25 protein-coding genes are annotated in these 24,522 nt (G+C 26.8%); 3 read left to right on the plus strand and 22 right to left on the minus strand.

Annotated features, from left to right (window positions below; genetic code table 11):
• Window position 1 precedes the first annotated feature (1 nt).
• Both FQB35_RS15835 and lexA read right to left on the minus strand, forming a co-directional pair.
• The gene (locus FQB35_RS15835; protein WP_168198276.1) at window positions 2-157 is read right to left on the minus strand and encodes a hypothetical protein; all 156 of its coding nucleotides are present in this window, start codon (window positions 155-157) and stop codon (window positions 2-4) included.
• Between the two features lie 116 nt (window positions 158-273).
• Window positions 274-888: a transcriptional repressor LexA gene (gene lexA / locus FQB35_RS07120; protein ID WP_148809318.1), complete on the minus strand. Its 615-nt coding sequence runs from the start codon at window positions 886-888 to the stop codon at window positions 274-276.
• 155 nt (window positions 889-1,043) lie between these two features.
• On the opposite strand from lexA, the gene FQB35_RS07125 reads away from it, so the two are divergent.
• Complete coding sequence (locus FQB35_RS07125) at window positions 1,044-1,352, plus strand: LysM peptidoglycan-binding domain-containing protein (RefSeq protein ID WP_148809319.1); 309 nt, start codon at window positions 1,044-1,046, stop codon at window positions 1,350-1,352.
• Window positions 1,353-1,375: 23 nt separating this feature from the next.
• On the opposite strand, the gene FQB35_RS07130 is transcribed toward FQB35_RS07125, so the two are convergent.
• From FQB35_RS07130 to FQB35_RS07140, 3 genes are all read right to left on the minus strand, one after another.
• A complete protein-coding gene (locus FQB35_RS07130) occupies window positions 1,376-2,518 on the minus strand; it encodes a tyrosine-type recombinase/integrase (RefSeq protein WP_148809320.1) in 1,143 nt (380 codons plus the stop codon).
• A gap of 978 nt (window positions 2,519-3,496) precedes the next feature.
• The gene (locus FQB35_RS07135) at window positions 3,497-4,042 is read right to left on the minus strand and encodes a site-specific integrase (RefSeq protein ID WP_148809321.1); all 546 of its coding nucleotides are present in this window, start codon (window positions 4,040-4,042) and stop codon (window positions 3,497-3,499) included.
• Window positions 4,043-4,379: 337 nt separating this feature from the next.
• Window positions 4,380-5,258 carry a tyrosine-type recombinase/integrase gene (locus FQB35_RS07140; RefSeq protein ID WP_148809322.1) on the minus strand — a complete coding sequence of 293 codons (879 nt, stop codon included), beginning with the start codon at window positions 5,256-5,258 and terminating at the stop codon, window positions 4,380-4,382.
• Window positions 5,259-5,567: 309 nt separating this feature from the next.
• Between FQB35_RS07140 and FQB35_RS07145 the strand changes: the two genes are divergently transcribed.
• Together FQB35_RS07145 and FQB35_RS07150 are read left to right on the plus strand one after the other, a co-directional pair.
• The gene (locus tag FQB35_RS07145) at window positions 5,568-5,732 is read left to right on the plus strand and encodes an aspartyl-phosphate phosphatase Spo0E family protein (protein WP_148809323.1); all 165 of its coding nucleotides are present in this window, start codon (window positions 5,568-5,570) and stop codon (window positions 5,730-5,732) included.
• Between the two features lie 664 nt (window positions 5,733-6,396).
• Window positions 6,397-6,816 carry a universal stress protein gene (locus FQB35_RS07150; RefSeq protein WP_148809324.1) on the plus strand — a complete coding sequence of 140 codons (420 nt, stop codon included), beginning with the start codon at window positions 6,397-6,399 and terminating at the stop codon, window positions 6,814-6,816.
• Window positions 6,817-6,905: 89 nt separating this feature from the next.
• On the opposite strand, the gene FQB35_RS07155 is transcribed toward FQB35_RS07150, so the two are convergent.
• The 17 genes from FQB35_RS07155 to FQB35_RS07235 all read right to left on the minus strand — a co-directional run bounded on the left by FQB35_RS07155 (window position 6,906) and on the right by FQB35_RS07235 (window position 24,432).
• Complete coding sequence (locus FQB35_RS07155) at window positions 6,906-8,210, minus strand: methionine gamma-lyase family protein (protein WP_456298360.1); 1,305 nt, start codon at window positions 8,208-8,210, stop codon at window positions 6,906-6,908.
• 23 nt (window positions 8,211-8,233) lie between these two features.
• Window positions 8,234-8,431 carry a hypothetical protein gene (locus FQB35_RS07160; RefSeq protein WP_148809325.1) on the minus strand — a complete coding sequence of 66 codons (198 nt, stop codon included), beginning with the start codon at window positions 8,429-8,431 and terminating at the stop codon, window positions 8,234-8,236.
• A 26-nt stretch (window positions 8,432-8,457) separates the two neighbouring features.
• Window positions 8,458-9,048, minus strand: coding sequence for a hypothetical protein (locus FQB35_RS07165; protein WP_148809326.1), 591 nt, complete (start codon window positions 9,046-9,048; stop codon window positions 8,458-8,460).
• A complete protein-coding gene (locus tag FQB35_RS07170; protein ID WP_148809327.1) occupies window positions 9,029-9,637 on the minus strand; it encodes a GTPase in 609 nt (202 codons plus the stop codon). The genes FQB35_RS07165 and FQB35_RS07170 overlap by 20 nt, the downstream gene beginning before the upstream one ends.
• A gap of 10 nt (window positions 9,638-9,647) precedes the next feature.
• Window positions 9,648-10,505: an AAA family ATPase gene (locus FQB35_RS07175; RefSeq protein WP_148810789.1), complete on the minus strand. Its 858-nt coding sequence runs from the start codon at window positions 10,503-10,505 to the stop codon at window positions 9,648-9,650.
• Window positions 10,506-10,691: 186 nt separating this feature from the next.
• On the minus strand, window positions 10,692-10,937 hold the full coding sequence (gene hfq / locus FQB35_RS07180) for an RNA chaperone Hfq (protein WP_148809328.1): 246 nt from the start codon (window positions 10,935-10,937) through the stop codon (window positions 10,692-10,694).
• A gap of 47 nt (window positions 10,938-10,984) precedes the next feature.
• A complete protein-coding gene (gene miaA / locus FQB35_RS07185) occupies window positions 10,985-11,923 on the minus strand; it encodes a tRNA (adenosine(37)-N6)-dimethylallyltransferase MiaA (protein ID WP_148809329.1) in 939 nt (312 codons plus the stop codon).
• A gap of 12 nt (window positions 11,924-11,935) precedes the next feature.
• Window positions 11,936-13,828, minus strand: a complete 1,893-nt coding sequence (mutL, locus tag FQB35_RS07190) for a DNA mismatch repair endonuclease MutL (protein ID WP_148809330.1) — start codon at window positions 13,826-13,828, stop codon at window positions 11,936-11,938.
• Between the two features lie 4 nt (window positions 13,829-13,832).
• Complete coding sequence (gene mutS / locus FQB35_RS07195; protein ID WP_148809331.1) at window positions 13,833-16,472, minus strand: DNA mismatch repair protein MutS; 2,640 nt, start codon at window positions 16,470-16,472, stop codon at window positions 13,833-13,835.
• Window positions 16,473-16,566: 94 nt separating this feature from the next.
• Window positions 16,567-17,922: a tRNA (N6-isopentenyl adenosine(37)-C2)-methylthiotransferase MiaB gene (gene miaB / locus FQB35_RS07200; protein ID WP_408625495.1), complete on the minus strand. Its 1,356-nt coding sequence runs from the start codon at window positions 17,920-17,922 to the stop codon at window positions 16,567-16,569.
• 210 nt (window positions 17,923-18,132) lie between these two features.
• A complete protein-coding gene (locus tag FQB35_RS07205; protein ID WP_148809333.1) occupies window positions 18,133-18,738 on the minus strand; it encodes a MerR family transcriptional regulator in 606 nt (201 codons plus the stop codon).
• A gap of 183 nt (window positions 18,739-18,921) precedes the next feature.
• The gene (locus FQB35_RS07210) at window positions 18,922-19,692 is read right to left on the minus strand and encodes a CheR family methyltransferase (protein ID WP_148809334.1); all 771 of its coding nucleotides are present in this window, start codon (window positions 19,690-19,692) and stop codon (window positions 18,922-18,924) included.
• 107 nt (window positions 19,693-19,799) lie between these two features.
• Window positions 19,800-20,660 (minus strand): 30S ribosomal protein S1, encoded by an 861-nt coding sequence (locus FQB35_RS07215; protein ID WP_168198278.1) that lies wholly within the window; start codon window positions 20,658-20,660, stop codon window positions 19,800-19,802.
• The gene (gene ispH, locus FQB35_RS07220; RefSeq protein ID WP_168198279.1) at window positions 20,623-21,783 is read right to left on the minus strand and encodes a 4-hydroxy-3-methylbut-2-enyl diphosphate reductase; all 1,161 of its coding nucleotides are present in this window, start codon (window positions 21,781-21,783) and stop codon (window positions 20,623-20,625) included. Before ispH ends, FQB35_RS07215 begins: the two co-directional genes overlap by 38 nt.
• Before the next feature lie 107 nt (window positions 21,784-21,890).
• Window positions 21,891-22,535: a (d)CMP kinase gene (cmk, locus tag FQB35_RS07225; protein WP_148810790.1), complete on the minus strand. Its 645-nt coding sequence runs from the start codon at window positions 22,533-22,535 to the stop codon at window positions 21,891-21,893.
• 40 nt (window positions 22,536-22,575) lie between these two features.
• Window positions 22,576-23,802, minus strand: a complete 1,227-nt coding sequence (locus FQB35_RS07230; protein WP_148809337.1) for a BaiN/RdsA family NAD(P)/FAD-dependent oxidoreductase — start codon at window positions 23,800-23,802, stop codon at window positions 22,576-22,578.
• 15 nt (window positions 23,803-23,817) lie between these two features.
• Entirely contained in the window at window positions 23,818-24,432 is a 615-nt protein-coding gene (locus FQB35_RS07235; RefSeq protein WP_148809338.1) for a histidine phosphatase family protein, read from the minus strand.
• Window positions 24,433-24,522: the final 90 nt, after the last annotated feature.

Consider the following 24,522-nt stretch of genomic DNA (forward strand, 5'->3'; position numbering starts at 1 on the left):
TTCAATACAAATTATCAATACACATTGGACATATTATATCGTCAGAAACTAAACATCCACAAAATATACAGATATTAATATCTTCATTTTCAAAATTACTATATATATTTTCATATACTTCAGTCCATTTTAACATTCCAACTTTAAATTTAGACAATTTTATTCCCCCTTTATATAGAACACATTTTTTATATTATATATTCTAGAAATTTTAAATAAAACCTTTATAACTATAACAAAAAACCTGTATTAATTATCAATACAGGTTTTTTGTTATAGTTTTCTAAATACTCCTTTTACTAATCCTAAAATTCTAACATTAGTTGTAATAATAGGATCCATAGAAAGATTTTCTGGTTGCAGTCTTATATAATTTTTTTCTTTATAAAATCTCTTTACAGTAGCTTCATCTTCAATCATGGCTACTACGATATCACCATTATTAGCAATTTGCTGTTGTTTTACAAGTATATAATCTCCATCTAAAATTCCTGCATTTATCATACTATCTCCTTTTACAGTTAACATAAAATATTTACTGTTATCTATAAAATCTAATGGAACAGGAAAAGTATCTTCAATATTTTCTACAGCTAGAATTGGTAATCCTGCAGTAACTTTGCCTACCACAGGTATTTCTATAATTTCTTTTTTATTAGGTATATTTTCGTTATTATCTAATACTTCAATAGCTCTAGGTTTTGTAGGATCTCTTCTAATATAACCATTTTTTTCAAGCTTTGCTAAATGTCCATGTACAGTAGAAGTTGATTTTAAGCCAACAGCAACACATATCTCTCTGACAGAAGGAGGATAGCCTTTAGTATTAACTTCATTTTTTATATAGTTCAGTATTTTTTCTTGCTGTTTTGTTATATCATAAGCCATGAAAAGCACCTCGCAATGTTTTTTAATTAATTATAGCATACAATCATTATTTCATCAAACATCTGTTCGTTTTTTTGCATAAAGTATTTACAGGGAACACATGTTCTGTTAAAATAAAAACATAGAGAACATATGTTCTAAAAGGAGGTATAACAATGAAAATTAATTATTTACGAATAGCAAATAATTTTAGGTTTTTGTGGTTGATAGTAGTAATTTTATTATTTTTATATTTAGGAACAAATATATTTTTTAAAACAAATATAGCTGAAAGAACAAATAAATTAAAATATATTGAAATACAAATAAAATATGGAGATACAATATGGGAATTAGCAAAAAAATTTACACCCAATGATAAAGACATACGAAAAACTATATATGAGATAAGTTTAATTAATAACTTAGATTCATTAGATATATATCCTGGACAAGTTATTAAAATACCTACTGATCAAAACTAAGCTTTATGCTAAAAATAGCCCTATTAAATAGGACTATTTTTTTTATCATATTCTTCAAGCCATTCAAATTTATTTACGATTTCTCTTTTTACATTTTTCTTATGTGCTGCATATAATTGGGTTGTTGTTACATTGTCATGATCAAGCAAATTTTGAACATCATAAATAGAAAAACCATTTTGAATTAATGAAGTTGCAGCAGTAGCTCTTAATTTATGAGGACTATAGCCATTTTCTTTTGTAGTTCCTAATGCAAGAGAAGAATACTTCTTTACTAATTGTCTAATAGACTTTTCAGTCATTCTAGTTTTTTGTAAAGATAGAAAAAGAGCATCTTTATGTTTTTCTGGTACTTGTTCATCAGAAACTCTTTCTAATTGAATATAATCTAATATAACTTTTTCAACAGATTTATTTAAAGGCATATTTACTTCTTTTCCTCTTTTTCTATAAATCTTAAAATCACCTCGACCAAAATTAAAAGAAGAAACATTTAATTGTTGTAATTCTTTTAATCTTAATCCATAAGTAACAAATAATACTAAAATTGCCTTATCTCGTAATTTTGTTTTTTCCCAATATACAAGTTCCTTTTTGGTCAATCCGTTACCGGTCTCTACTATATCAAGCATTTTAGCTACTTCATCAATTTCTAATTTCTTTATTGCATCAGGCTGAGGTTTAGGAAGCCGTATAGGGTTTAGACCATCAGTAATATTTTCTGATATTAATTCATCTCTGAATAAGAATTTAAACAATACAGTTAAAGATGATTTTTTTCTTGCTAAAGAACGGTTATGATTCTCCATAATTATTATAGAATTTTTCTCATTAATTGTATATCTTGTACAATAATCTCCCAAAAATCTATTAATATCTTTTGCTTTTATACAATTAAACTCTTCTAAAGAAATGTCCTTTGTATTTACTGCTTTAGAAATATTTGTTTGTGATATAAGATACTTGCAAAAGAAAAAAATATCTTGTAAATATGCAAATCTCGTTGATAATGCTACACCATTTCTTAAATAAATAAAAAAATCTTTCATAAAAGTTGGTAAATTATTTTCAATTGTTATACATTTTTCTATAATTTCATTTTCTTTTTGTACAATATTATCTGGTTTATCTGATTTATTGTGTACTTTAATTATTCTTTTTTCCATAACCAACTCTCCTAATTAACAAATTTATTTATTTAAATTTTATCATAAAGAGAAAATTTAAATCAATATTCATATTTTAGAATATGTATATTAGGAGATACGGAAGTACACAGCAAAATCAAGTATAATAACTTTATCTACAATGCTGAAAAATTCTATCTAGATATTACTAATACGGAAATATTATGATTATATATTTATGGAGCTTGTAAAAAAACTTTCTGATAAAGAACGTAATATCAATTCTAAGTGTCTATGAAAGAAGAGATATACGTAATGCTATTTTTTCTAATTAAATATATAGAAGAACTCAAGGACAACATAAAAAAAATTAAAGTCCAAACAAAAAGTGCACATGCTTTTTTATCAAATTTTCAAATTACAGATTTAAATTATTATTAAAATTATATGCAAAATAACATTTGTGTCAAAAGTGCACATAGATTGGTGTCAATAGACAACAAGATAACAGTAGAAGAGACTTTTTGCAATATTTTTTGACCAACTATTCCCTAAATATACATTTAAAGAATAGTTGTTTTTTTAATAGCACTTCTTTCTTTTAGCTATATTTAAATTTTTTTAAATGTTGCCAACTCTATTCTTTTTTATAAATAAAATATAAAAAGTCTATTATTATTTAAAGCTCCAAAACTGATTTCAACGATAAACCTTTATAAAAAATATAGATTAACTAACTTTAAATAATGATATATTTCAATTAAAGAATTACATATACCGGATAAATTCTACTATATTTGCATAATTAGAATAAATTTTGCATAAACGACTACATTTTTCGACCATTCACTTGATAATTCATATCAATTGAACACATGGCAAATATTGTATACAAACAACAAAATATAAAGAAATTTGTATAATTCAGAAGATTTATTAAAACAAAATACCTTCCTTATTTAAAATATAGAAGGTATTTTAGTATACATAAAATTATTATAATATACCTAAATCGTATTACAAATAAAAATCTTCTATAGTTTTATCTTTAATATCCTGATTTATCCCTATGTATCGCAAAGTAACACTAGGCGATGAATGATTAAAAATATCTTGTAAAATAGCTACATCTTTATATATTTGATAATGCCAATACCCAAAAGTTTTTCTCAAAGTATGAGTTCCAACTTCGCTAATACCGATTGCATTTGCAGCATTATTTAATATTCTATACGCTTGTACTCTTGATATAGGTTTATTCTTTCCTTTTCTGCTTTGAAACAAATATTCTTCTTCACGCATATTTTTTATATACATTTCAAAATCTTTTCTTAATTGATTATTAATTAAAAACCTCTTTTCTTTTCCTGTTTTCTTTTCTTGGATGCTTATATGTGTTCTATTCCTTACATCCGAAACTTTCAATTTTAATAAATCACTTATTCTCAATCCTGTATTTATACCGGCAACAAAAAGTAAATAATTTTTATATCCTGATTTTAAAAGCTCATTTTTCATATCTTCTATCTTATACTTATCTCTTATGGGTTGTACAATTTTCATTTCTATTCCCCCTTTTTCTACTAAATCTTACTAAATATTATATTACATTGAAAGTTACAACACAATATAATAAGTTACTTTAACATTTTACGTTTTTAAAGATCTGTTGATTTTTCAATATTTCTATTAATTTCACTGATGTAACATAATTTCTATTATGTTACATTGATGGATAGATAGCTCTATTTTTTTACCTAGCATTTCGACAACTTTTTTTAAATAGTAAACTATCTATTTTCAAAAAAAATCTCTTAGAATCGAAATATACGTGCCAAAAATTTAGTAGGCGGTAGATAATTATTTTATCTACCGCCTATACAGATTAATTATTCATATTTTATTTCAAACTAAAATTTAGATAATCAATAGCATTATCTTCCAGTTGCTGAATTGTATATAAATATCTTTGAGCAAGATTTTCATTACTCCAGCCTAATTGTTGTTTTACTTGTTTAGAAGAAGCTCCTTTTTTAAGAGTATATGCTACTAATGTATGCCTTAGATCTCTTGGAGTATACTCACGATCTAACGCTGCTTCTTTACATGCTTTTTTAAGTACCATTCTTATCCATCTTCCTGTTATTTTACTGCCTCTATTATTTAAAAAAACATAGCTATCTTGTGCAATTAAAGATGATAAACTATTTCTATACTTTTGTAAAAGATTCCAAGTATCTTTATGTACTTTAGTATATCTTTTTCCATATTTTGTCGTAAATACAATACCTATATTTCCACGATCGTCAATAACAAATTGATTCCATTTAAGATTTACAGCTTCATTTAAAGTAAGTCCTGATGTAAAAATCAACATTAAAATAGAATAATCCCTCAAATTATATGTTTTTAGTATGGAAATCAATTTATCTAACTCTTCCCAGTTTATAATTCTCTCTTTTGATATATTTCTCGATGCTATAGGTTTTGAAATTTTTTTAAAATGATTATATGATATATAGTTATTTTCTTCTAAATAATTAAAAAAACTATATATTTGGCTATATAACTTTTCAGCAGTAGATATTGCAAGTTTCTTACTAGAAACTCTCATATTAAGATCATTAATATATTTTTTACAATCATAAAAATTTGCTTCAAGAAAATCTTTATCTATAAATTTTACAAAGCTATTTATATCTCTTTTATAATCATTTTTGGTTTTTTCTCTTTCAAGTCTTGATAAAAATGAAAGTAAAATTTTTTCACTAGTTTGCATGTTATAAAACTCCTTTCATTAGATTTATATTAAATATATTATTAAACTAATTGATGTTCTAATATTAAAACTACTCGGAATTACAATACTATAACAAATATTAATCAATTTCATTATATCATTATTGACAAATGGTTATCAAATAAACTTTTATGATCAATCCTCCTTAGTTATTTAAGTTAAAAAAAAAACAAAAATTTAATATTATTTATAAATATATATGGAAATAAAATACATATTATAGTATAATATCTTTTAGTTGAATTAGTAAAACGTTTAACTCAAACAATTTAAGAAAGGAAAAAAAGTATGAACGAGCCACAAAATATTCAAATAAAAATAAAAATTTTACGAGATAAAATGCATGAATTAATTGATGAGAAAGAAAATCTATTAGCTGCTGAAGTAATACATATAAGTCAAATGCTTGATAAAGTGTTAAATTACTATTACCAAGTTAAAAACCAAAATTAATCTACAACTTATTCTGTTTATAAAAATAGTCTATTTCTTATTCCCTTCAATATTTTATAATGTTTATACTTTTTAAGATTGTTGTCAAATAATTTTCTAATATAAGTATCATCTACGAACTTAATCCAATCAGCGCTGTAGTATTTTGAATCTCTTCTTATATTTATTATCCATAATTTTTCTTTACTGTAATTATTTTTTATAATTGTTTTATATAAAATAAAAAGTAATAGGAGCACTGATATTGTAACACATGTCCTTTAATCTACATATCATGTATTAAGAAAGATTGAAAAAGATACAATTTGTAAATCAATTATTAGAAAGGAGGTAAATCTATGCCTGGATTCGGTTGTTTATTTAATAGTCGTGACGAATTATTATTTTTCTTCTTATTATTAGTAGTATTGTTCTGTGGTCCTTACTTGTTTGGTGGTTATGGTTGTTAATAATACAAAAAGAATTGGGATGTTTCCCAATTCTTTTTGTTATTTTTTACATTATAGATAGAAATACTAATTCCCTTCAATAATAATGAATTATAACACTTCAATTGTAATTAACATTTATCATATAAAAGTAATAATATAATAATAAGAATAGATATATATTGTTGATTAACAAGTATCTATTTTAATCAAAAAAGAAAGGAGAATTCAGCAATGTGAGAATACTAATTGCATACGATGGTTCTGAAACTTCAAGAAAAGCACTATTAAAAGGAAAAGAACTAGCAGAAAAGCTCTCTTGTAATGTAACCATATTGTATGTAATTAATGATTTTCTTACCCGCATTTATGACTATACACTTGTATTTAAGGTTGATAAATTTGCTCGTAAAAAGCAAGGAGAGAGAATTTTAACAAAAGGTCTAGAGTATTTTAAAGATTTTAAAAAAAGTGTGAATACTATAATAAAAACGGGTGATCCTGCTACTATTATCGTAGAAACGGCAAAACAAGAAAAAGTAGATATGATTATATTAGGGAGTAAAGGGCTATCAGGAATACAAAAACTATTCATAGGAAGTGTTTCAAATAAAGTTTTGATTCACACTGATATATCCGTATTAATTGTAAAATAAATATATTAAATTAAAATATTATTTTAACCATCAAGAGAAAAAACAAAAATAAGCTCTTGATGGTTACTATTTCTATTCTTCCCATATTGTTATATCTTTAAAAAACCTTTGTCCTTCATTGTTTGCAACGCTTTAATTACTCCATATTTTGCATGTTCATAAGTTAAGCCACCTTGATAGTATACAATATAAGGTTCTTTTATAGGTGCATCAGCACTTAACTCGATAGAAGATCCTTGTACAAAAGCTCCTGCTGCCATAATAACAGGACTATCATATCCAGGCATATCCCAAGGTTCAGGCGTTACAAAAGAGTCTACTGGAGCAGCAGCTTGTACTCCTTGACAAAATGCAATTACCGCTTCAGGACTTTTAAGCTTTATGGATTGTATAATATCACTTCTATCTCCATTAAAACTTGGCGACACTTCATAACCTAATTTTTCGAATAACTTGGCACAAAGGATTGCACCTTTTATTGCCTCACTCACAACATGAGGAGCTATAAACAATCCTTGGAACATACTTCTTGTAAGACCAAAAGTAAGGCCACACTCCTTTCCTACCCCAGGAGAAGTCATTCTATAAGAAATTAATTCAATAAGATTTTTTCTTCCCACTATGTAACCCCCTGTAAGAGCTAATCCTCCACCAGGATTTTTAATCAAAGATCCTGCCATAACATCTACCCCTACCTCAGTAGGTTCTAATATATCTAAAAATTCCCCATAGCAATTATCTACCATAACAATTACATCTGATTTTACATCTTTTGCTGTCTCTACAATATTTTTTATATCTGTTATAGTTAATGCTTTTCTCCAGCTATAGCCTGTTGATCTTTGAATATAAACCATCTTAGTTTTCTTTGTAATGCTTTTTGCTAATAATTCTAAATCTACTTCTCCATTACTTAAAAAGTCAATTTGATTATAGCTTACACCAAATTCCATTAAAGAACCATTATATTCTCCTCTAATTCCAATTACTTCCTCAAGTGTATCATATGGCTTTCCTGTAACAGAAATCATTTCATCACCTGGTCTTAATATACCTGTAAGACAGAGAGTTAGAGCGTGTGTGCCATTTACAATAGTAGGACGTACAATAGCGTCTTCTGTTTTAAAAAGATTTGCGTAAACTTTTTCAATAGCCTCTCTTCCTATATCATTATACCCATATCCTGTATTCCAGTTAAAATGCATGTCACTTATTCTCGTCTCTTGCATTACTTTTAATACTTTATATTGGTTATATTGCTTTAAATCATCAATTTTTTTAAATTCTTCTTGAATTTCATTTTCTGTTTCTAATACTAAATTTAACACTTCATTACTTATATTCATTTGCTCTCTTAAAAATTCTTCTATATTTTTTCGCAATCTTATCACCATCCAATATATAATTCTTTTGTATTTTAACACATTATATCTTTATTATCAATTTGGTTATTACATAATGGACAACTATGGTCATTATAAACATCTTCTCGCATTTTCAATGGTGCATAATAAACTCCTTTTTTATATCCTTCCTTTATTCCTATCCTACGTCCTATAGCATAACCTAATAAAAATATTGATAATATTATGATAGAATAAATACCGTATATCATAAAAACCTCCTTAATTTTACAACTATTTATTTGTTAGAACCTAATTTTGCTAAAAGGTTTATACTAATTTTTTGATAAATAACATTTATTAATATATAACATAAAAGTACAATAATTAATTTGATATAATCAAACATCAATAGAAGTATAATCATAATTAAGCCCATAAGAATAATCTCTATTTTTCCAAACTTGTTTGCAAAATTCTTATATCCATACTTTCTATCAAGTTTCATATCATGAATATCATCAATAAACTGTATTACAATCATTATAAGCATTGATGTAGTAATAGACCTAAAAGAAAACATACAACAATTTATAATAAATATAATAATACTTTCCTGATATCCTTTAAATCCTGTTGACAATTTCATATTTAAATCATGAAACATTCCAACAATATAACAAGAGCTCATTAATGTTACAGCATATTGTACATGTATTGCTGAAGCTATAGAAAAAAAAATAATACTATAAGGTAAAATTGCTTTATCTAATGTATGTATTAATAAATTATTATCTTCATCTAAATAATCATCTAAAAGCTTAATGATTAATCCTATTATAAGGCTAGCAGTTAGTTTCTTGATAATGCTATAATCTACGAGATACATAGCTTTTCACCTCTCCAAAACCTCTCTTTAATAAAGCAGATATAGGAATAATATAATGGTCTGAAAATTCTTTTTGAAGCTGTATAATAGGAGTTTTCCTTTCAAGCAAATCTATTTTATTTCCTAAAATAGCATAACCTTCCTTTATAGCCCCATATTTTATTAATTGATAATCCACTTCACCAATACTTTCTATAACGTTATTATAATTTAGCTTAGAAATATCAATAATATGTAGAATAATATCGCTTTCTCTAAGAGCTCCTAACGTTTGTCCCATAGCTCTTCTTATTTTTACGTCCTTATGTATACCATCAATTAAACCACTACTATCTATAATCTTTATTATTTTTCTCCCTTTTAAAATGGGAATTTCTATCTCTATAGATTGTAAGCAAGTTGTTTTATACGGAACACTTGAAGATAAAATTCGCTTAGCTTCTTCTGTTGAGTATTTTTTTACTTCTACTTTTTCATCATTTTTTATAGACTTAATTTCTATATTTTTAAAACCAAGATACTCTGCAAAATTTAAAATAAATAGCGTCTTACCTGCATTAGGCTTTCCAATAACAAGACAATTTCTCATTAATAATCCCCTACCCCTCTGTAATATCTTCTCTTTTTAGAATCATTAAATCTTCCCGTGTAAAACTTCCTGAATTTTGTAACCTTACTGCTTGTTTTCGGATAGCTCTCTCAATAATATTTCTTACTAATCTTGCATTTCCACTATTCTGTTTATCCTCTAATCTCTTCTGTGATATAATTTTTAATAATTTTGCCTTAGCTGAAATAGAAAGCTTATACTGTCTTTTTTCAAGCATTACTTCAGCAATACGTATTAATTCATCTAAACTATAATCTGGAAATTCAATATGTATAGGAAAACGAGATTTTAATCCAGGATTAGTTTTTAAAAATTTTTCCATTTCTTCCTTATATCCTGCTAATATTAAAATAAGATTTTCTTTATAATCTTCCATCCCTTTTACCATTGCATCTATAGCTTCTTTGCCAAAATCTTTCTCACCCCCTCTAGCTAAAGAGTATGCTTCGTCAATAAACATAATTCCACCTAAAGATTTTTTTATATGTTCTCTTACTTTTACTGCTGTATGACCAATATATTCTCCTACTAAATCAGCTCTTTCAACTTCTACTACATGTCCCCTTTCTAATACTCCCATTGCACAAAAAATTTTTCCTAATAGTCGTGCTACCGTTGTTTTTCCTGTTCCTGGATTACCTTTAAAAATCATATGTAATACCATTGGTTCAGTAGCTAATTGTTCTTCTTTTCGTTTATTTTGAATAGTAATATATGCTTGTATTTCTCTTGAAAGTTTTTTAACACTCTTTAGCCCTATTAAATTATCAAGCTCTTTCATTAAAATTCTTATGTTTTCTTCATTATTTATTTTCTTATTCTCATTTAATTCTCTATTATTTATCATTTTTTGAATAGCATATTCAGTTGTAATTTTACCCTGTTCTAATAAATTAAAAATATCTGAATACTTATTATATCTCATACTTTTCACCTCAAAATAGTTGTTATAATATAATATGCTGTAAGTATATAAATTTTTTCAAAAACAAAAAAATAAGGATAACATTTCTGTTATCCTTATTTTTAAATTTTATTCTTCTTGCTTTTTATTATTAGTTAGCATAAAATTTACAGACTTTAAAGGAGTTATTGTCGAGATAGCATGTTTATATATCATATGTTGCTTACCATCACTATCTAATACAATTGTATAACTATCAAAACCTTTTACAGTTCCCTTTATTTGAAATCCATTAACCAAATATACAGTTATAGAAGTATGTTCTTTTCTTACTTGGTTCAAAAATACATCTTGTAAATTTATTGAATTTTTCATAAATACCCCTCCTATAATATTGAAAAAAGTAGATTACATAAAGTATTCTATATAAAGTTTAATTTTCCTTCAACATATTTTATTATGTCATTTTCCAGTTGAACCTTTGAACTGTATTCATTAAAATTAAACCATTTAATTTTATCATATCTTTTAAACCATGTAATCTGTCTTTTTGCATAACGCCTAGTATCTCTTTTTAAAATTCTTATAGCTTCTTCAAAATCATACATACCTTTTAAGTATTTTATAATTTCTTTGTACCCTAATCCCTTCATCGAAATGTCTTCTTCATTTAAACCCAAGCTTATCAACTTTTTCACTTCTTCAACAAGTCCTTTTTTAATTAATATGTCAACTCTTTTATTGATTCTTTCATATAACTCTTGTCTATCTCTCATTAGTCCAATTAAAACATAATTATAATCTGGATTTTCAACTAAAGCGCTGCGAAAGTCTTTTATACTTTCTCCATTTTCAATAATCTCTAAAGCTCTAATGACTCTTTTTACATTATTAGGATGAATTCTTGCTGCTGCATCAGGATCTCTTTCTTCTAATTTTTTATGCAAATATTCATTTCCATAAGTTTGAACTTCTTTTTCTAGTTTATTTCTAAATTCCCAATTAGAAATAGTTTTTGTAAAGTCTATATCATATATAATTGAATTAACATATAAGCCTGTACCACCTACGATAATAGGAATTTTTCCTTTTTTTAAAATTAAATCAATATATTGTTTAGCCTTTTTTTGGAACTGAACTACAGAAAAATCTTCTCTAGGATCAATTTCATCCATTAAATAATGCGGAATACCTGCACGTTCTTCTAAAGTAGGTTTTGCACTTCCAATATCCATATGCTTATAAATTTGCATAGAATCAGCAGAAATAATCTCTCCATTTAATTTTTGAGCAATATTAATAGATATTTCTGTTTTCCCAACAGCCGTAGGTCCAACTATTATTAAAAGAGGTTTTTTCATGTTATTCCTCCTCTATATTCTTTTAAATTTTCTTTCAATTTCATATTTTGTCATAGATACAATAATCGGTCTGCCATGAGGGCAAGTAAATGGATTCTCAAGCTTAGCTAATTGTTTCATTAGTTCTTTAATTTCTACAAAATCAAGTTTATCTTTTGCTTTAATAGCTTGTTTACAAGCCATTGATATTATTTGTTCGACTTTTATGTCATAGCTATTGTTAATATTTTTTTGAAAATTGTCAACAACTTCCATAAAAAATTCTTTTGCTTCAGGTTCTCCAAATACAACAGGAACAGATCTTAAAATAAATGCATTCATTCCAAATTCTTCTACTTCGAATCCTAGATTATTAAAAATATCAACATTTTTCTTTACTATTTCAAATTCTACAAAAGATACCTCAACTAAAATAGGGGTTAATAATTTTTGACTAACTGCTGATCTTTCTTTATAGCTTTTCAATAAAGTATCATATAAAATCCTTTCATGAGCAGCATGTTGATCTATTAAAAACATAGTTTGATCATCTTGTCCTATTAAGTATGTATTAAAAATTTGTCCTAATATCCTAATATTCATAATTAACTCTGAATTTTTATTGTTTAATTTCTCTTCATTTACAATATTTTTTGTTTTTGTATTTTGATTGAACTCACTAATATTATTTCTGTTTATTTTCTCTTTTTTTTGGGTTGCTTTAACTAACTTGTTTTCAACTTTATTATTTGCATGGTAGGATAATTTATCCTCTAAAACTAAATCTTTCTCATGTTCTTTATTTGGTTTTATCTCACTTATATTTTTAGTATTTTTAATTATAGTATCTGAACATGTAGGTAAATCAATTATTCTTTCCTGATATCCTTCAAGTTGTTTTTTAGATTTTTCAAAACCTATACTTGGGATTAAATTTTCTTCTAACAGTTTACTTCTTAATGTATTAACAACAAAATCCTTAATATATAATTCATCATCAAAGCGTATCTCTGTTTTTGTAGGATGTATATTTACATCGAGCCTATTAGGTGGAATATTTAAATATATAAAGCATATAGGAAATCTGTTCACTTTAACTAATGTTTTATAAGCTTCTTCAATGGCATCACTAATAATTTTATTTTTTACATATCGACCATTTACAAAAAATACTTGTTGCTTCTTATTTCCTCTAGCTATAGTTGGTTTTGAAATATAAGCTTCTATAGATATATCTTTAACTCGATTTGAAACATACATCATATTTTTTGCTATTTCTTTTCCATAAATACTTACAATATTATTTATTACACTACTAGATCCAGAAGTAGTAAATACAATAGTACCATTATTTATGAATCGAAAAGAAATATTAGAATATGCCAATGCAAATTTACTAATCAAGTCACTTATATAACCAGTTTCAACAGCATTAGATTTCATAAATTGATATCTTGCTGGCATATTATAAAACAAATTTTTAATCACAAAAGTGGTTCCTTTAGGACAACCAATTTCTTTACGTTCTATAATTTCTCCTCCATGTATCTCTAAATATGTACCAGTTTTAGAATCTTCAGTCTTTGTTATTAATTCAACTTGAGAAACTGATGCAATACTTGCTAATGCTTCTCCTCTAAAGCCTAATGACAAAATAGAATTCAAGTCATCAGCATCTTTTATCTTACTTGTAGCATGTCTTTCGAAAGCTATTTCTACATCAGATTCATATATTCCTATACCATCATCAGTAATTCTTATATAAGTTTTTCCCCCCTCCTTAATCTCTACAATAATTTTTGAAGCATTAGCATCAATAGCATTCTCTACTAATTCTTTTACAACAGAAACTGGTCTATCAACAACTTCTCCAGCAGCTATTTTATTAGCTATTAACTTATCTAATTTATGAATTCTTTTTAACATATCTTTACACTCCTCTATTTTGAGCTAGTTTAACAAGTTTATATAAATGATTCATAGCTTCCATAGGAGTAATATCTAATATATCTATTTTTTTCAATTCTTCAATAACATCATTATTCTTACCATCAAAAATACTCATTTGTTTTTCATATATTACTTCATTTGTTTTATTTATCGTCGTATCTTCTTTTAAGTTCTTTTTATTAATGTCGTTTTCTTCCAATTGCAAAAGAATCTGTTTTGCTCTAGTTATTACATCATCTATAACTCCAGCTAATTTAGCCACTTGAATACCATAACTTTGATCTGCACTTCCTCTAATAATCTTTCGCAAAAATATAATATCGTCATTACATTCTTCTACAGATATACAATAATTTTTTACTCCATTAAGAATTCCTTCTAATTCTGTTAATTCATGATAATGAGTAGCAAATAATGTTCTAGCACCTAATACCTTCTTTGAGCTTATATATTCAACAACAGCCCAAGCAATACTCAAGCCATCATAAGTACTTGTTCCTCTTCCTATTTCATCTAAAATAATCAAACTTTTCTTTGTAGCATTATTTAAAATATTAGCCAATTCACTCATTTCAACCATAAAAGTACTCTGCCCTCGAGCTAAATCATCAGATGCACCTACTCTTGTAAATATTCTATCTACCACTCCAATAGTTGCTTTATCAGCTGGAACGAAGCATCCTATTTGTGCCATTAGTACAATTAAAGCTACTTGTCTCATATATGTAGATTTTCCTGCCATATTAGGCCCAGTAATAATTGAAAATCTATTTTCATCACCATCTAATAAAGTATCATTTCCTATAAACATATCAAAATCCATAGTTCTCTCAACAACTGGATGTCTTCCATTACAAATATCTATAAGCAAATCGTTATTAATCTTTGGCTTTGTATAACCAAACCTATCACTAACTTCAGCAAAAGATATTAATGCATCTAAAGTTGCAATCGCACGCGCTGTATTCTGTATTTCCTTCGTGAATTTTTTAATTTCATCTCTAATTTGAACAAATATTTGGTATTCTAATTCTACAACCTTATCTTCTGCTCCTAAAATTTTGGATTCAGCTTCTTTTAATTCTGGAGTAATATACCTTTCAGCATTTGCGAGAGTTTGTTTTCTGATGTAATTTTCTGGTACTAAATTTAAATTAGTTTTTGTAACTTCTAAATAATACCCAAAAACCTTATTAAAACCAATTTTTAATGATTTGATTCCTGTTTTAAGTCTTTCGTTATTTTCTAAATTTGCAATCCATTGTTTACTATTTGATATAATTTCTCTTAACTCATCTAGTTCATGATTGTAAAATCTTTTAATAATTCCCCCTTCTTTAATCGTAATTGGAGGGTCATCCATAATTGATTGTTTTATCAGTTCTTTTACTTCTTGAACTAAATTAATTTCATATAATACATTTTTCAATTTTAATGTATTAAAAGAATCTAAAATTTTCTTTACTTTAGGCAATACTTCAAGAGATCCCTTTAGCGCAATAAGATCTCTTGCATTAGCATTTCCATAAGATATTCTTACGACTAAACGTTCTAAATCATATACATTATTTAATAGTTCTTTTAACTCTTCTCTAGCTAAAATATTCTCTTTTAGCTCTTCAACAGCGTCTAATCTTGATTGAATTTCTCCAATATCTTTCAATGGCTCTTCAATCCATTTTTTTAAGATTCTTCCACCCATTGCTGTATTTGTCTTATCTAGTATCCATAACAAAGAACCTTTTCTTTTTTTCTCTCTCATAGTTTCAGTTAATTCTAAATTTCTTCTTGTAGATTTATCCAAAATCATATAAGCATCTGATGAGTAAAAATATATATTGTTTATATGAGAAAGAGAATTTTTTTGTGTTTTTTGTAAATATTCAAATAAAGCTCCTATAGAACACGTGCTATGGTTTTTATCATCTATTCCAAAGCCTTCTATTGCTATTATATTGAAATGCTGTTTAATTTTTTTAATAGCATAATCTTGCTTAAAAGCCCAACTATCAAATACATCAATATAAGGCTTAGAAAGGACTGTATATATTTCTGATTTCAAATCATATCCTAAACATTGCAAAGTATTTATAATTATTTCCTTTGGATTAATTTTGACAATTTCATCTAATAAACAGTTTATAAAATTATCTTTTGTAAACTCAGTTGTTCTTAACTCTCCTGTCGATACATCCGCAAAAGATATTCCTGCTCCATCATCATCAACATATATAGACATGATATAATTATTTTCTTTTTCATCTAACATATATGCATCCATAACTGTACCAGGAGTTATTATTTTAACTACATCTCTTTTTACAATTCCTTTAGATACTGAAGGATCTTCAACCTGTTCACAAATAGCAACCTTATGCCCTTTATCTATTAATTTTGCTATATAATTTTCAGCAGAATGATGTGGTACACCACACATTGGTGCACGTTCTTTAAGTCCACAATCTCTTCCTGTTAATGTTATCTCTAACTCTTTCGAAGCTAAAATAGCATCATCAAAAAACATTTCATAAAAATCACCTAATCTAAAAAATAAAATACAATCTTTATATTTCTCTTTCAAATCTAAATATTGTTTCATCATTGGAGTTAACTTACCCATATAGAAATTTCCTCCCATAAAAAATAATATTACTATTATATCATAAACTATATAAAACCAGGGACATCCCTGGTTTTATATAGTTGTTTTAATTTTATTCAATAAATTCACCATTTAAACTAAATGTTTTTGGTTCAGTAATCTTTACTTTTACTAGTTTCCCTATACACTCTTTAGGCCCAATAAAATTTACAAGTTTATTAGTTCTTGTACGTCCCATAAGTCTATCTTTATTAGTCTTACTTGGCCCTTCTACAAGAACCTCAACTACTTTTCCCTTTAGCAAACTATTCTTTTTAGCAATTATAGGATTTAAAATATCTAACAATCTATTAAAGCGTTCATGTTTTACATTTTCAGGAACTTGATCTACATATGTTGCTGCTGGAGTACCCTCTCTTATAGAATATAAGAAAGTAAATGCAGAATCATATTGAACCTTTTGAATAACATCTAATGTCTCTTTAAAATCTTCTTCTGTTTCTCCAGGAAAACCTACAATAATATCTGTTGTAATACATACATTAGGAACCTCTTTCTTTAAATCCTGTACTAGTTTTAAATAATCTTCTTTAGAATAGTGTCTATTCATTTTCTTAAGTACTCTTGTGCTACCTGATTGAACTGGTAGGTGAATATGTTCACATACTTTTTCACAATCTCTCATAGCTCTTATTAATCTATAAGATAAATCTTTTGGATGTGAAGTCATAAACCTTATTCTCTCTAAGCCCTCGATTTCATTTAATTTATATAAAAGACCAGCAAAATCAATATCTGCATCTAGCGTCTTCCCATAGGAATTAACATTTTGACCTAAAAGAGTCACCTCTTTTGTACCATTCATAACCAATTGCTTAATTTCTCGTATAATATCTTCAGCATTTCTACTTCTTTCTCTTCCGCGAGTATATGGTACAATACAATAGGTACAAAAGTTATTACAACCATACATAATGTTTACAAAAGCTTTTAATTCATATTTTCTTACAGCTGGTATGCCTTCTACAATTTCTCCTTCTTCTTCCCATACCTCTACAATCATATCTTTAGCTTTTTTACAAGTTGCTAATAGTTGAGGAAACCTATGAAGGTTATGGGTCCCAAAAACTAAATCTACGTGATTATATTTTCTCTTAATTTGTTCTACAACATGAGGTTGTTGCATCATGCATCCACAAACGACAATAATCATATCTTTTTTTTCTTTCTTTAATGACTTTAACTGTCCAAGATTTCCATATACTTTTAATTCTGCATTTTCTCTTACACAGCACGTATTATAAATAATCAAATCGGCTTCATACATATTATTAGTTTCTATATATCCCATATTATCGAGCATACCTAACAATTTTTCAGAATCATGCTCATTCATTTGACAACCATAGGTAATAATCATTACTTTTTTTCTTTGTCCAGTTTTTTCTAAGTATTCTTCATTTTCCATTCTAATAATCTCAATATATTCACTTTGTAATGCTAAATCTTTTAATGATACTTGTACTTCTTCTCTTTTACTCAAAATAATTCCTCCTAAATCTATCTGTTAGCATTTATATTCTTTCCAATCTAAACCTTATTATATCAAAAGAATAAAAAAAAAAGAAGTAAAAAAGCCGTTGATCAAATCAACAGCTATAATTTAAATAACACCTCATTATGTTTTCTTTAAGAAAAATTTTTTCCAAAACGAGATTTTTTTTTGATCTAACCTATTAAGCTTTTCTTTCAATTTTGCTACTTCATATGATTTTTCCTTTAATTTCATTTTTAATCTAGCATTTTCACATATAAGAACATCTTTTTCTTTTTTAACAGTATCATTACTTTCAAATTGTTCTTTTCCTTTGATAGTAGCATCTAAATAACTTATAATCTCCTCCTTTGTTTGTTCAAGTTTACAATTTATATTTGAACATATACCATTTATAATATCTGAAGGAGAATTTTTTTCTAAAATAGTTAGATCATTTGAATTACTAATAGCAACTTCTCTCGTTACCGCAATTTCATCTGTAGCAGAAACAATTAACTCAGGAGATTCTAAGATAAGCTTAATCTGTTTATTGGTTAGACCTTTATTTTGAAGTTCTTTTATGTAAATAAATCTTTCTATTTCTTTGTAAGTATAATATCTTCGATTAGAATTAGTCCTTGGTATCTGTAAGTTAAAGTCACTCTCATAGTATCTCAATACATGGGGTTCATAGCCAGTTATTTTACTCACTTCTGAAATAGAATACTTTTTATCTTTATCAATCACATGCATCCCTCCCATCTAATTTATCTATTCTTTATTAGTTATTCAAATCCTTTCTTACATACACAGATTTCTATAGCAAATTCAGACATTTTTTACTATAATTCTAATTTTTATTAAAATGTCTACTTATATTTTGTTAAAAATAATTAAATAAATTTTAGGGAAGGAATTTAAAAAGATCTTTTATATTTTCTTGTAAAAAAAAGTTCTGAAAGAATCTAAATTATATCTTGTAGGAAGAATAATTTGTTCTGTACTACCAACAAATAATATTCCATCATCATTTAACGAATCATAAAACTTTTTATACATCATTTCTTTACATTCTTCAGTAAAATATATCATGACATTTCTGCATACAATTAAATCGCATTTATCTGGGTATGAATCACTTAATAAATTATGTTGACTAAACTTAATATGTTTTTTTATTTCTTCGCTTATTTTGTAAGATTCTCCAATTTTAGTAAAATATTTATTAAGTAAATGCTTTGGCACATTTGCAACGCTTTTAGGAGAATATATGCCTACTTTAGCTTTATTAATAGCTTCATTATCAATATCTGTTGCTAAGATAGTTACATTATTTAAAGACACGCTTTCGCTTAGCGCCATTGCAAGCGAATATGGTTCGTCCCCAGTAGAACAAGCAGCACTCCAAATTTTCAGCCTCTTACTTCTCTTTAATAATAATGGGAAAATTTCATTTTGCAATATTTTCCATTGATTTGGATTCCTAAAGAACTCCGAAACATTTATAGTTAAATAATTAATAAATTCATCAAAAAGCTTTTTATCTTTATTTATTGCAGTATAATAATCTTCATAATTTATAAAATTATTTCTTTTGATTAATGAATCAATTCTTCTTTTCATTTGTCTTTCTTTATAATATGATAAATTAATTCCAGTTTTTTTATAGATCTTTTCTTTGAATTTTTCATAATTGTTCATATTCTATCTCCTTTATGGTTTATAAGTTTTTTCAAATAAAATTATATTTTTCATTTTCTTATAAACATATATAAATATCAAGAAAAAATAAGGAAGATTTATCTTCCTTATTTTTTAGATTCAATAATATCACCTATTGTAGTTGGCTCATCATTATTAATTATTTCTAAATTAGGTTCCTCTATATTTTCAGCTGCTTCTTTTATACTTAAACTTATTCTCTTGTTTTCCTTATTTATATCTAAAATTTTAACTTTTACTTTTAAACCAACATGCACCTCTTCAGATGGCTTTGCAATATGTCTATCGCAGATTTGAGATATATGTACTAATCCATCAATACCAGGGGCAATTTCAACAAAAACACCAAAATCTACCAATTTTACAATTTTACCTTCAACAATATCACCAATATTAAATTTTTCATCTATATTTATCCATGGTTCTGGCGTTGTCTGCTTTAATCCTAATGAAATTTTCTCATTTTCTTTATCAAAATCTAATATAACAACTTTTATCCTATCTCCTATTTTTACAACATCAGATGGATGATTTACTCGTCCCCAAGAAAGATCAGATATATGTACTAATCCATCAATACCTCCTATATCAACAAAAGCACCAAAATTTGTAATTCTCTTCACTTCCCCTTCAACAACACTTCCTTTTTCTATCTTTTCCCATAATAAACGTCTCTTGATTTTATTTTCTTCTTCCATAAGCACTCTATGAGAAAATACCACATTTTTTTTCCTTCTATTTAAATCTATTATCTTTACATTAATTTGTTTGCCAACAAATTCTTGTAAATCACTTACATAACTTGTAGATAATTGAGATGCTGGTATGAATCCTTTAATTTCATTACATATAGCGATAACGCCTCCTTTAATGGCTTGGAGGATTTTAACTTCTACTGTACCTTTTTCTTTAGCTGCTTCTTCTAATATTTCCCAATTTTTTTTCAATGTCAATTCTTTTTTTAGATAAAAGAATATTTCCTTCTCCATCATCTGTTCTTAAAACGTAAGCTTCTATTTCATCTCCCTCTTTAGCAATTTGATGAGGATTAACAAAAGGATCATTTGAAATTTCACTTTTTGGAATGATGCCATCTGATTTATAACCTATATTCACCATAATTTCATCATCCGTTACATGAATTACCGTTCCTTTTACAGTCGTTCCTCTTCGTGGAACTCTTAAAGTATTCTCAATTTCTTCCATCATATCCATCATTGAATTATTTTCTTTTTCCATGTTGTTCATTTTTTCAATAGCCTCCTTAATAATCCAGTCCGGTGTAGATGCTCCGGCTGTTACTCCAATTTTGTTCAAGTTTTTTAGTTGTACTATTGGTAATTCTTCAGCAATTTCAATATGATAAGTATTTGGACAATATTTTTTACTTATTTGTACTAACTTTTGTGTATTTGAACTATGGTATCCACCAATGACAATCATTGCATCCACTTGTTTTGCCACTTCAGCACAAGATTCTTGCCTTTCTTTAGTTGCTGTACAAATGGTATTAAATTTTTTTAGAACCTCTACTTTTTCCTCTAATTTTTTAACGACACTATTCCATAATTCTAATGTAATAGTAGTTTGTGCTACAACACATATTTTTTCACAATTCTTTATTATATCAATATCTTTAAGTTCTTGAACAATATATGCATTATTATTACACCATCCATTTATGCCAATAACTTCTGGATGATTCGGGTTTCCAACGATAACAATACCATAATCTTTATCATAATATTCTTTTACAATTTTTTGTACATTCCTAACAAATGGACATGTAGCATCAATTATTTCAATATTATTTTCATTAGATAAATCATAAATCTTTAGTGAAACTCCATGTGATCTAATAATCATAATATTATCTTTCGCATCCTTAACATTTTTTATTGCTGATATGCCCATAGATTCTAACTTTTCAATTACTTGATCATTATGTATCAAAGGTCCATAAGTATAAACTTTTTTATTGTTAGTATTACCAATAGTATTAATCGTCTTATTCATAGCTTGTTTAACACCAAAGCAAAAACCAGCATTGTTAGCAACAATTATTTTCAATATTATTATACCTCCCATGAATACTTTTATTAAATTCTACATATTATTACAAAACTCCTTCTTTAAATCATAAAATGATTAAAAACTATTATAGAATATTTCTCAAATTATTTCAAATAATATAATATTTCATCGACTACTTCTTGTATGCATTTTCCTGTTGTATCAATTACAATAGCATCTTCTGCTTGTCTAAGAGGTGCAAATTCTCTTTCAGTATCAATTTTATCTCTTTTTTCCATTTCATTTTTTACTTCTTCAAATGTTACATTAAACCCCTTTTCCTTTAATTCAGTAAATCTTCTTTTAGCTCTCTCATCAATAGAGGCTGTTAAAAAAAATTTATAAGTTGCATTAGGAAGTACATATGTACCTATATCTCTTCCATCCATTATAACGTTTTTGTTAGCAGCAATTTTCCTCTGTAACTCCACCATTTTCATCCTTACAAATGAAATTTTAGCTACATGTGAAACAAAGTTACTAACTTCTGGTTTTCTAATTTCCTCTGTAACAAGCTTTCCATCAAGAAAAATATCGTTTCCATCTATATCGATTTTACTATCAGATAAAATTTTTTTTATTTGTTCTTCTTGAACATTCTTTCCATATCTTAGTATCTTCAATGTTATAGCTCTATACATAGCTCCTGTATCAATATATGTCAATTTTTTAGCCTTAGCTATTATTTTTGCAATAGTACTTTTTCCAGCACCTGCAGGACCATCTAAAGCAATACTTATATTTACCATAGCCTCATCCCTCTCTTCCTTCATTCCGTTTTTCAAAAATTTATACGCTAATTCCAGCTAAATAACCAGTAGAAAAAGCAATTTGCAAATTATAACCTCCTGTTAAAGCATCTACATCTAGTATCTCTCCTACAAAAAATACCCCTTTAATTTTCTTTGATTCCATTGTTGATGGATTTATTTCTTTTACATTAATTCCACCAGAAGTAATAATAGCTTCTTTTATTGGTCTCGTCTTTGTAATAGTCATAGGTAAATTTGTCAATAGTTTAACAAGTTGTTTTCTTTCGTTTTTTGTTATCTGGTTAACATATTTATTTTCTGGTATACTAGATAAACGCAAAATTATAGGTATTAATTTCTTAGGAAGCAAATCATTCAGTGAATTTTTAAACTGTTTTTTAGAATATTTTTCAAAATCTCTTATAATTCTCTTTTCTAATGTTTCTTTATCTAAAGCTGGTTTAAGGTTTAATATAGCCTTAATTTTTCCCTTATCCAAAAAATCTTTTATATAGTTACTCATACTTAAAACAATAGGTCCTGAAATTCCATAATGTGTAAAAATCATCTCACCAAATTCAACATGAATTTCTTTATCTTTATATATAGTTTTTAATAAAACATTTTTCAGTGATAATCCTTGTAATTCCTTAGCCCAATCTTCTTCAACCTCGAGAGGAACTAATGCAGGTTTTAACGGAACAATGCTATGTCCTAACATTTTTGCAAATTTATATCCATCTCCAGTAGATCCTGTAGAAGGATAAGACATTCCACCAGTAGCAATAATTACCTTATTACCACTAATGATTGAATTATTATGTAATCTAACTCCTTTGATATCATTATTTTCAATTAGGAGCTCCTTTACTTCACAATTAAATTTAATATCTACATTATAAGTTTTCATATACTTTTCAAGGGCTTTAATTACATCATTAGATTTGTCTGATTTAGGGAAAACTCGGTTGCCTCTTTCAACTTTCGTTAACGTCCCATATTTATGCAATAATTCTATAACATCATAGTTTGTAAAAGTATAAAAAGCACTATATAAAAAATTTTTGTTAGTTGTTACATTATTTAACAGCTCATCAATATCACAATTATTCGTTACATTACATCTACCTTTACCTGTTATGTAGATTTTTTTTCCAAGTTTATCATTTTTCTCTAGTAATATCACTTTTTTTCCTTTTGATGCAGCGGTACCTGCTGCTATCATACCAGCAGCACCACCTCCAACAACTATTACAGTTTCCAATTTTTTATCACCCTTTTACTTTATATTTTCTAAATGTGCAGTATCATTTAATGTAACAATAACAGGCCCATAGTCTCTATATTCGATTAAATTAACACATGTATTATCTTGTCTTATTTTATAAAAGTTTGAAAGGTCTATGTCCATAATCCCTAATATAATAGATTTTATAGTTACTCCATGAGATACAACCATAATGTTTTTTCCCTTATTCTCAGTTATAATATCATTAATTGTTTCAAGTCCTCTTTTTTGAACATCTATTAATTTTTCTCCACCAGGAATATTTGCCTCATGAGGTTTACTTCTCCATACAGTATAATGTTCTAGATAATTTTTTTTAATATTTTCATGAGTTAGTCCTTCCCATTCTCCAAAAGACATTTCTCGCAAACCACTTATTTTCTTAACCTCAGTATTCAATTTCTCCCCAAGTATCACAGCTGTTTCATATGCTCTATCTAGATCACTACTATAAATACAATCTATTTCATAATTTTTCATTCTATTTGCTAAAAGTGTTGCCTGATAGCGTCCTTCTTTGCTTAATGCTACATTTATGCTTCCTTGTGCTCTAGATTCAGTATTCCATTTTGTTTGTCCATGTCTTATTAAATATAATTTCGTCATGAATGCTCTTCCCCCTTTAAAAGATCAAATTTATTATACCATTAAATAAGAGTATTACACTACTTCTAATTATTTTTCCCACTTCATAAT

Source organism: Crassaminicella thermophila, assembly GCF_008152325.1.
GTDB lineage: Bacteria > Bacillota > Clostridia > Peptostreptococcales > Thermotaleaceae > Crassaminicella_A > Crassaminicella_A thermophila.

Coding starts and splice junctions, on each gene's coding strand:
- lexA (WP_148809318.1), bottom strand. CDS start 888: ATGGCTTATGATATAACAAAACAGCAAGAAAAAATACTGAACTATATA.
- FQB35_RS07125 (WP_148809319.1), top strand. CDS start 1,044: ATGAAAATTAATTATTTACGAATAGCAAATAATTTTAGGTTTTTGTGG.
- FQB35_RS07130 (WP_148809320.1), bottom strand. CDS start 2,518: ATGGAAAAAAGAATAATTAAAGTACACAATAAATCAGATAAACCAGAT.
- FQB35_RS07135 (WP_148809321.1), bottom strand. CDS start 4,042: ATGAAAATTGTACAACCCATAAGAGATAAGTATAAGATAGAAGATATG.
- FQB35_RS07140 (WP_148809322.1), bottom strand. CDS start 5,258: ATGCAAACTAGTGAAAAAATTTTACTTTCATTTTTATCAAGACTTGAA.
- FQB35_RS07145 (WP_148809323.1), top strand. CDS start 5,568: ATGAACGAGCCACAAAATATTCAAATAAAAATAAAAATTTTACGAGAT.
- FQB35_RS07155 (WP_456298360.1), bottom strand. CDS start 8,210: ATGGTGATAAGATTGCGAAAAAATATAGAAGAATTTTTAAGAGAGCAA.
- FQB35_RS07160 (WP_148809325.1), bottom strand. CDS start 8,431: ATGATATACGGTATTTATTCTATCATAATATTATCAATATTTTTATTA.
- FQB35_RS07165 (WP_148809326.1), bottom strand. CDS start 9,048: ATGTATCTCGTAGATTATAGCATTATCAAGAAACTAACTGCTAGCCTT.
- FQB35_RS07170 (WP_148809327.1), bottom strand. CDS start 9,637: ATGAGAAATTGTCTTGTTATTGGAAAGCCTAATGCAGGTAAGACGCTA.
- FQB35_RS07175 (WP_148810789.1), bottom strand. CDS start 10,505: ATGATAAATAATAGAGAATTAAATGAGAATAAGAAAATAAATAATGAA.
- hfq (WP_148809328.1), bottom strand. CDS start 10,937: ATGAAAAATTCAATAAATTTACAAGATGTATTTTTGAACCAAGTAAGA.
- miaA (WP_148809329.1), bottom strand. CDS start 11,923: ATGAAAAAACCTCTTTTAATAATAGTTGGACCTACGGCTGTTGGGAAA.
- mutL (WP_148809330.1), bottom strand. CDS start 13,828: ATGTTAAAAAGAATTCATAAATTAGATAAGTTAATAGCTAATAAAATA.
- mutS (WP_148809331.1), bottom strand. CDS start 16,472: ATGGGTAAGTTAACTCCAATGATGAAACAATATTTAGATTTGAAAGAG.
- miaB (WP_408625495.1), bottom strand. CDS start 17,922: ATGGAAAATGAAGAATACTTAGAAAAAACTGGACAAAGAAAAAAAGTA.
- FQB35_RS07210 (WP_148809334.1), bottom strand. CDS start 19,692: ATGAACAATTATGAAAAATTCAAAGAAAAGATCTATAAAAAAACTGGA.
- cmk (WP_148810790.1), bottom strand. CDS start 22,535: ATGGTAAATATAAGTATTGCTTTAGATGGTCCTGCAGGTGCTGGAAAA.
- FQB35_RS07235 (WP_148809338.1), bottom strand. CDS start 24,432: ATGACGAAATTATATTTAATAAGACATGGACAAACAAAATGGAATACT.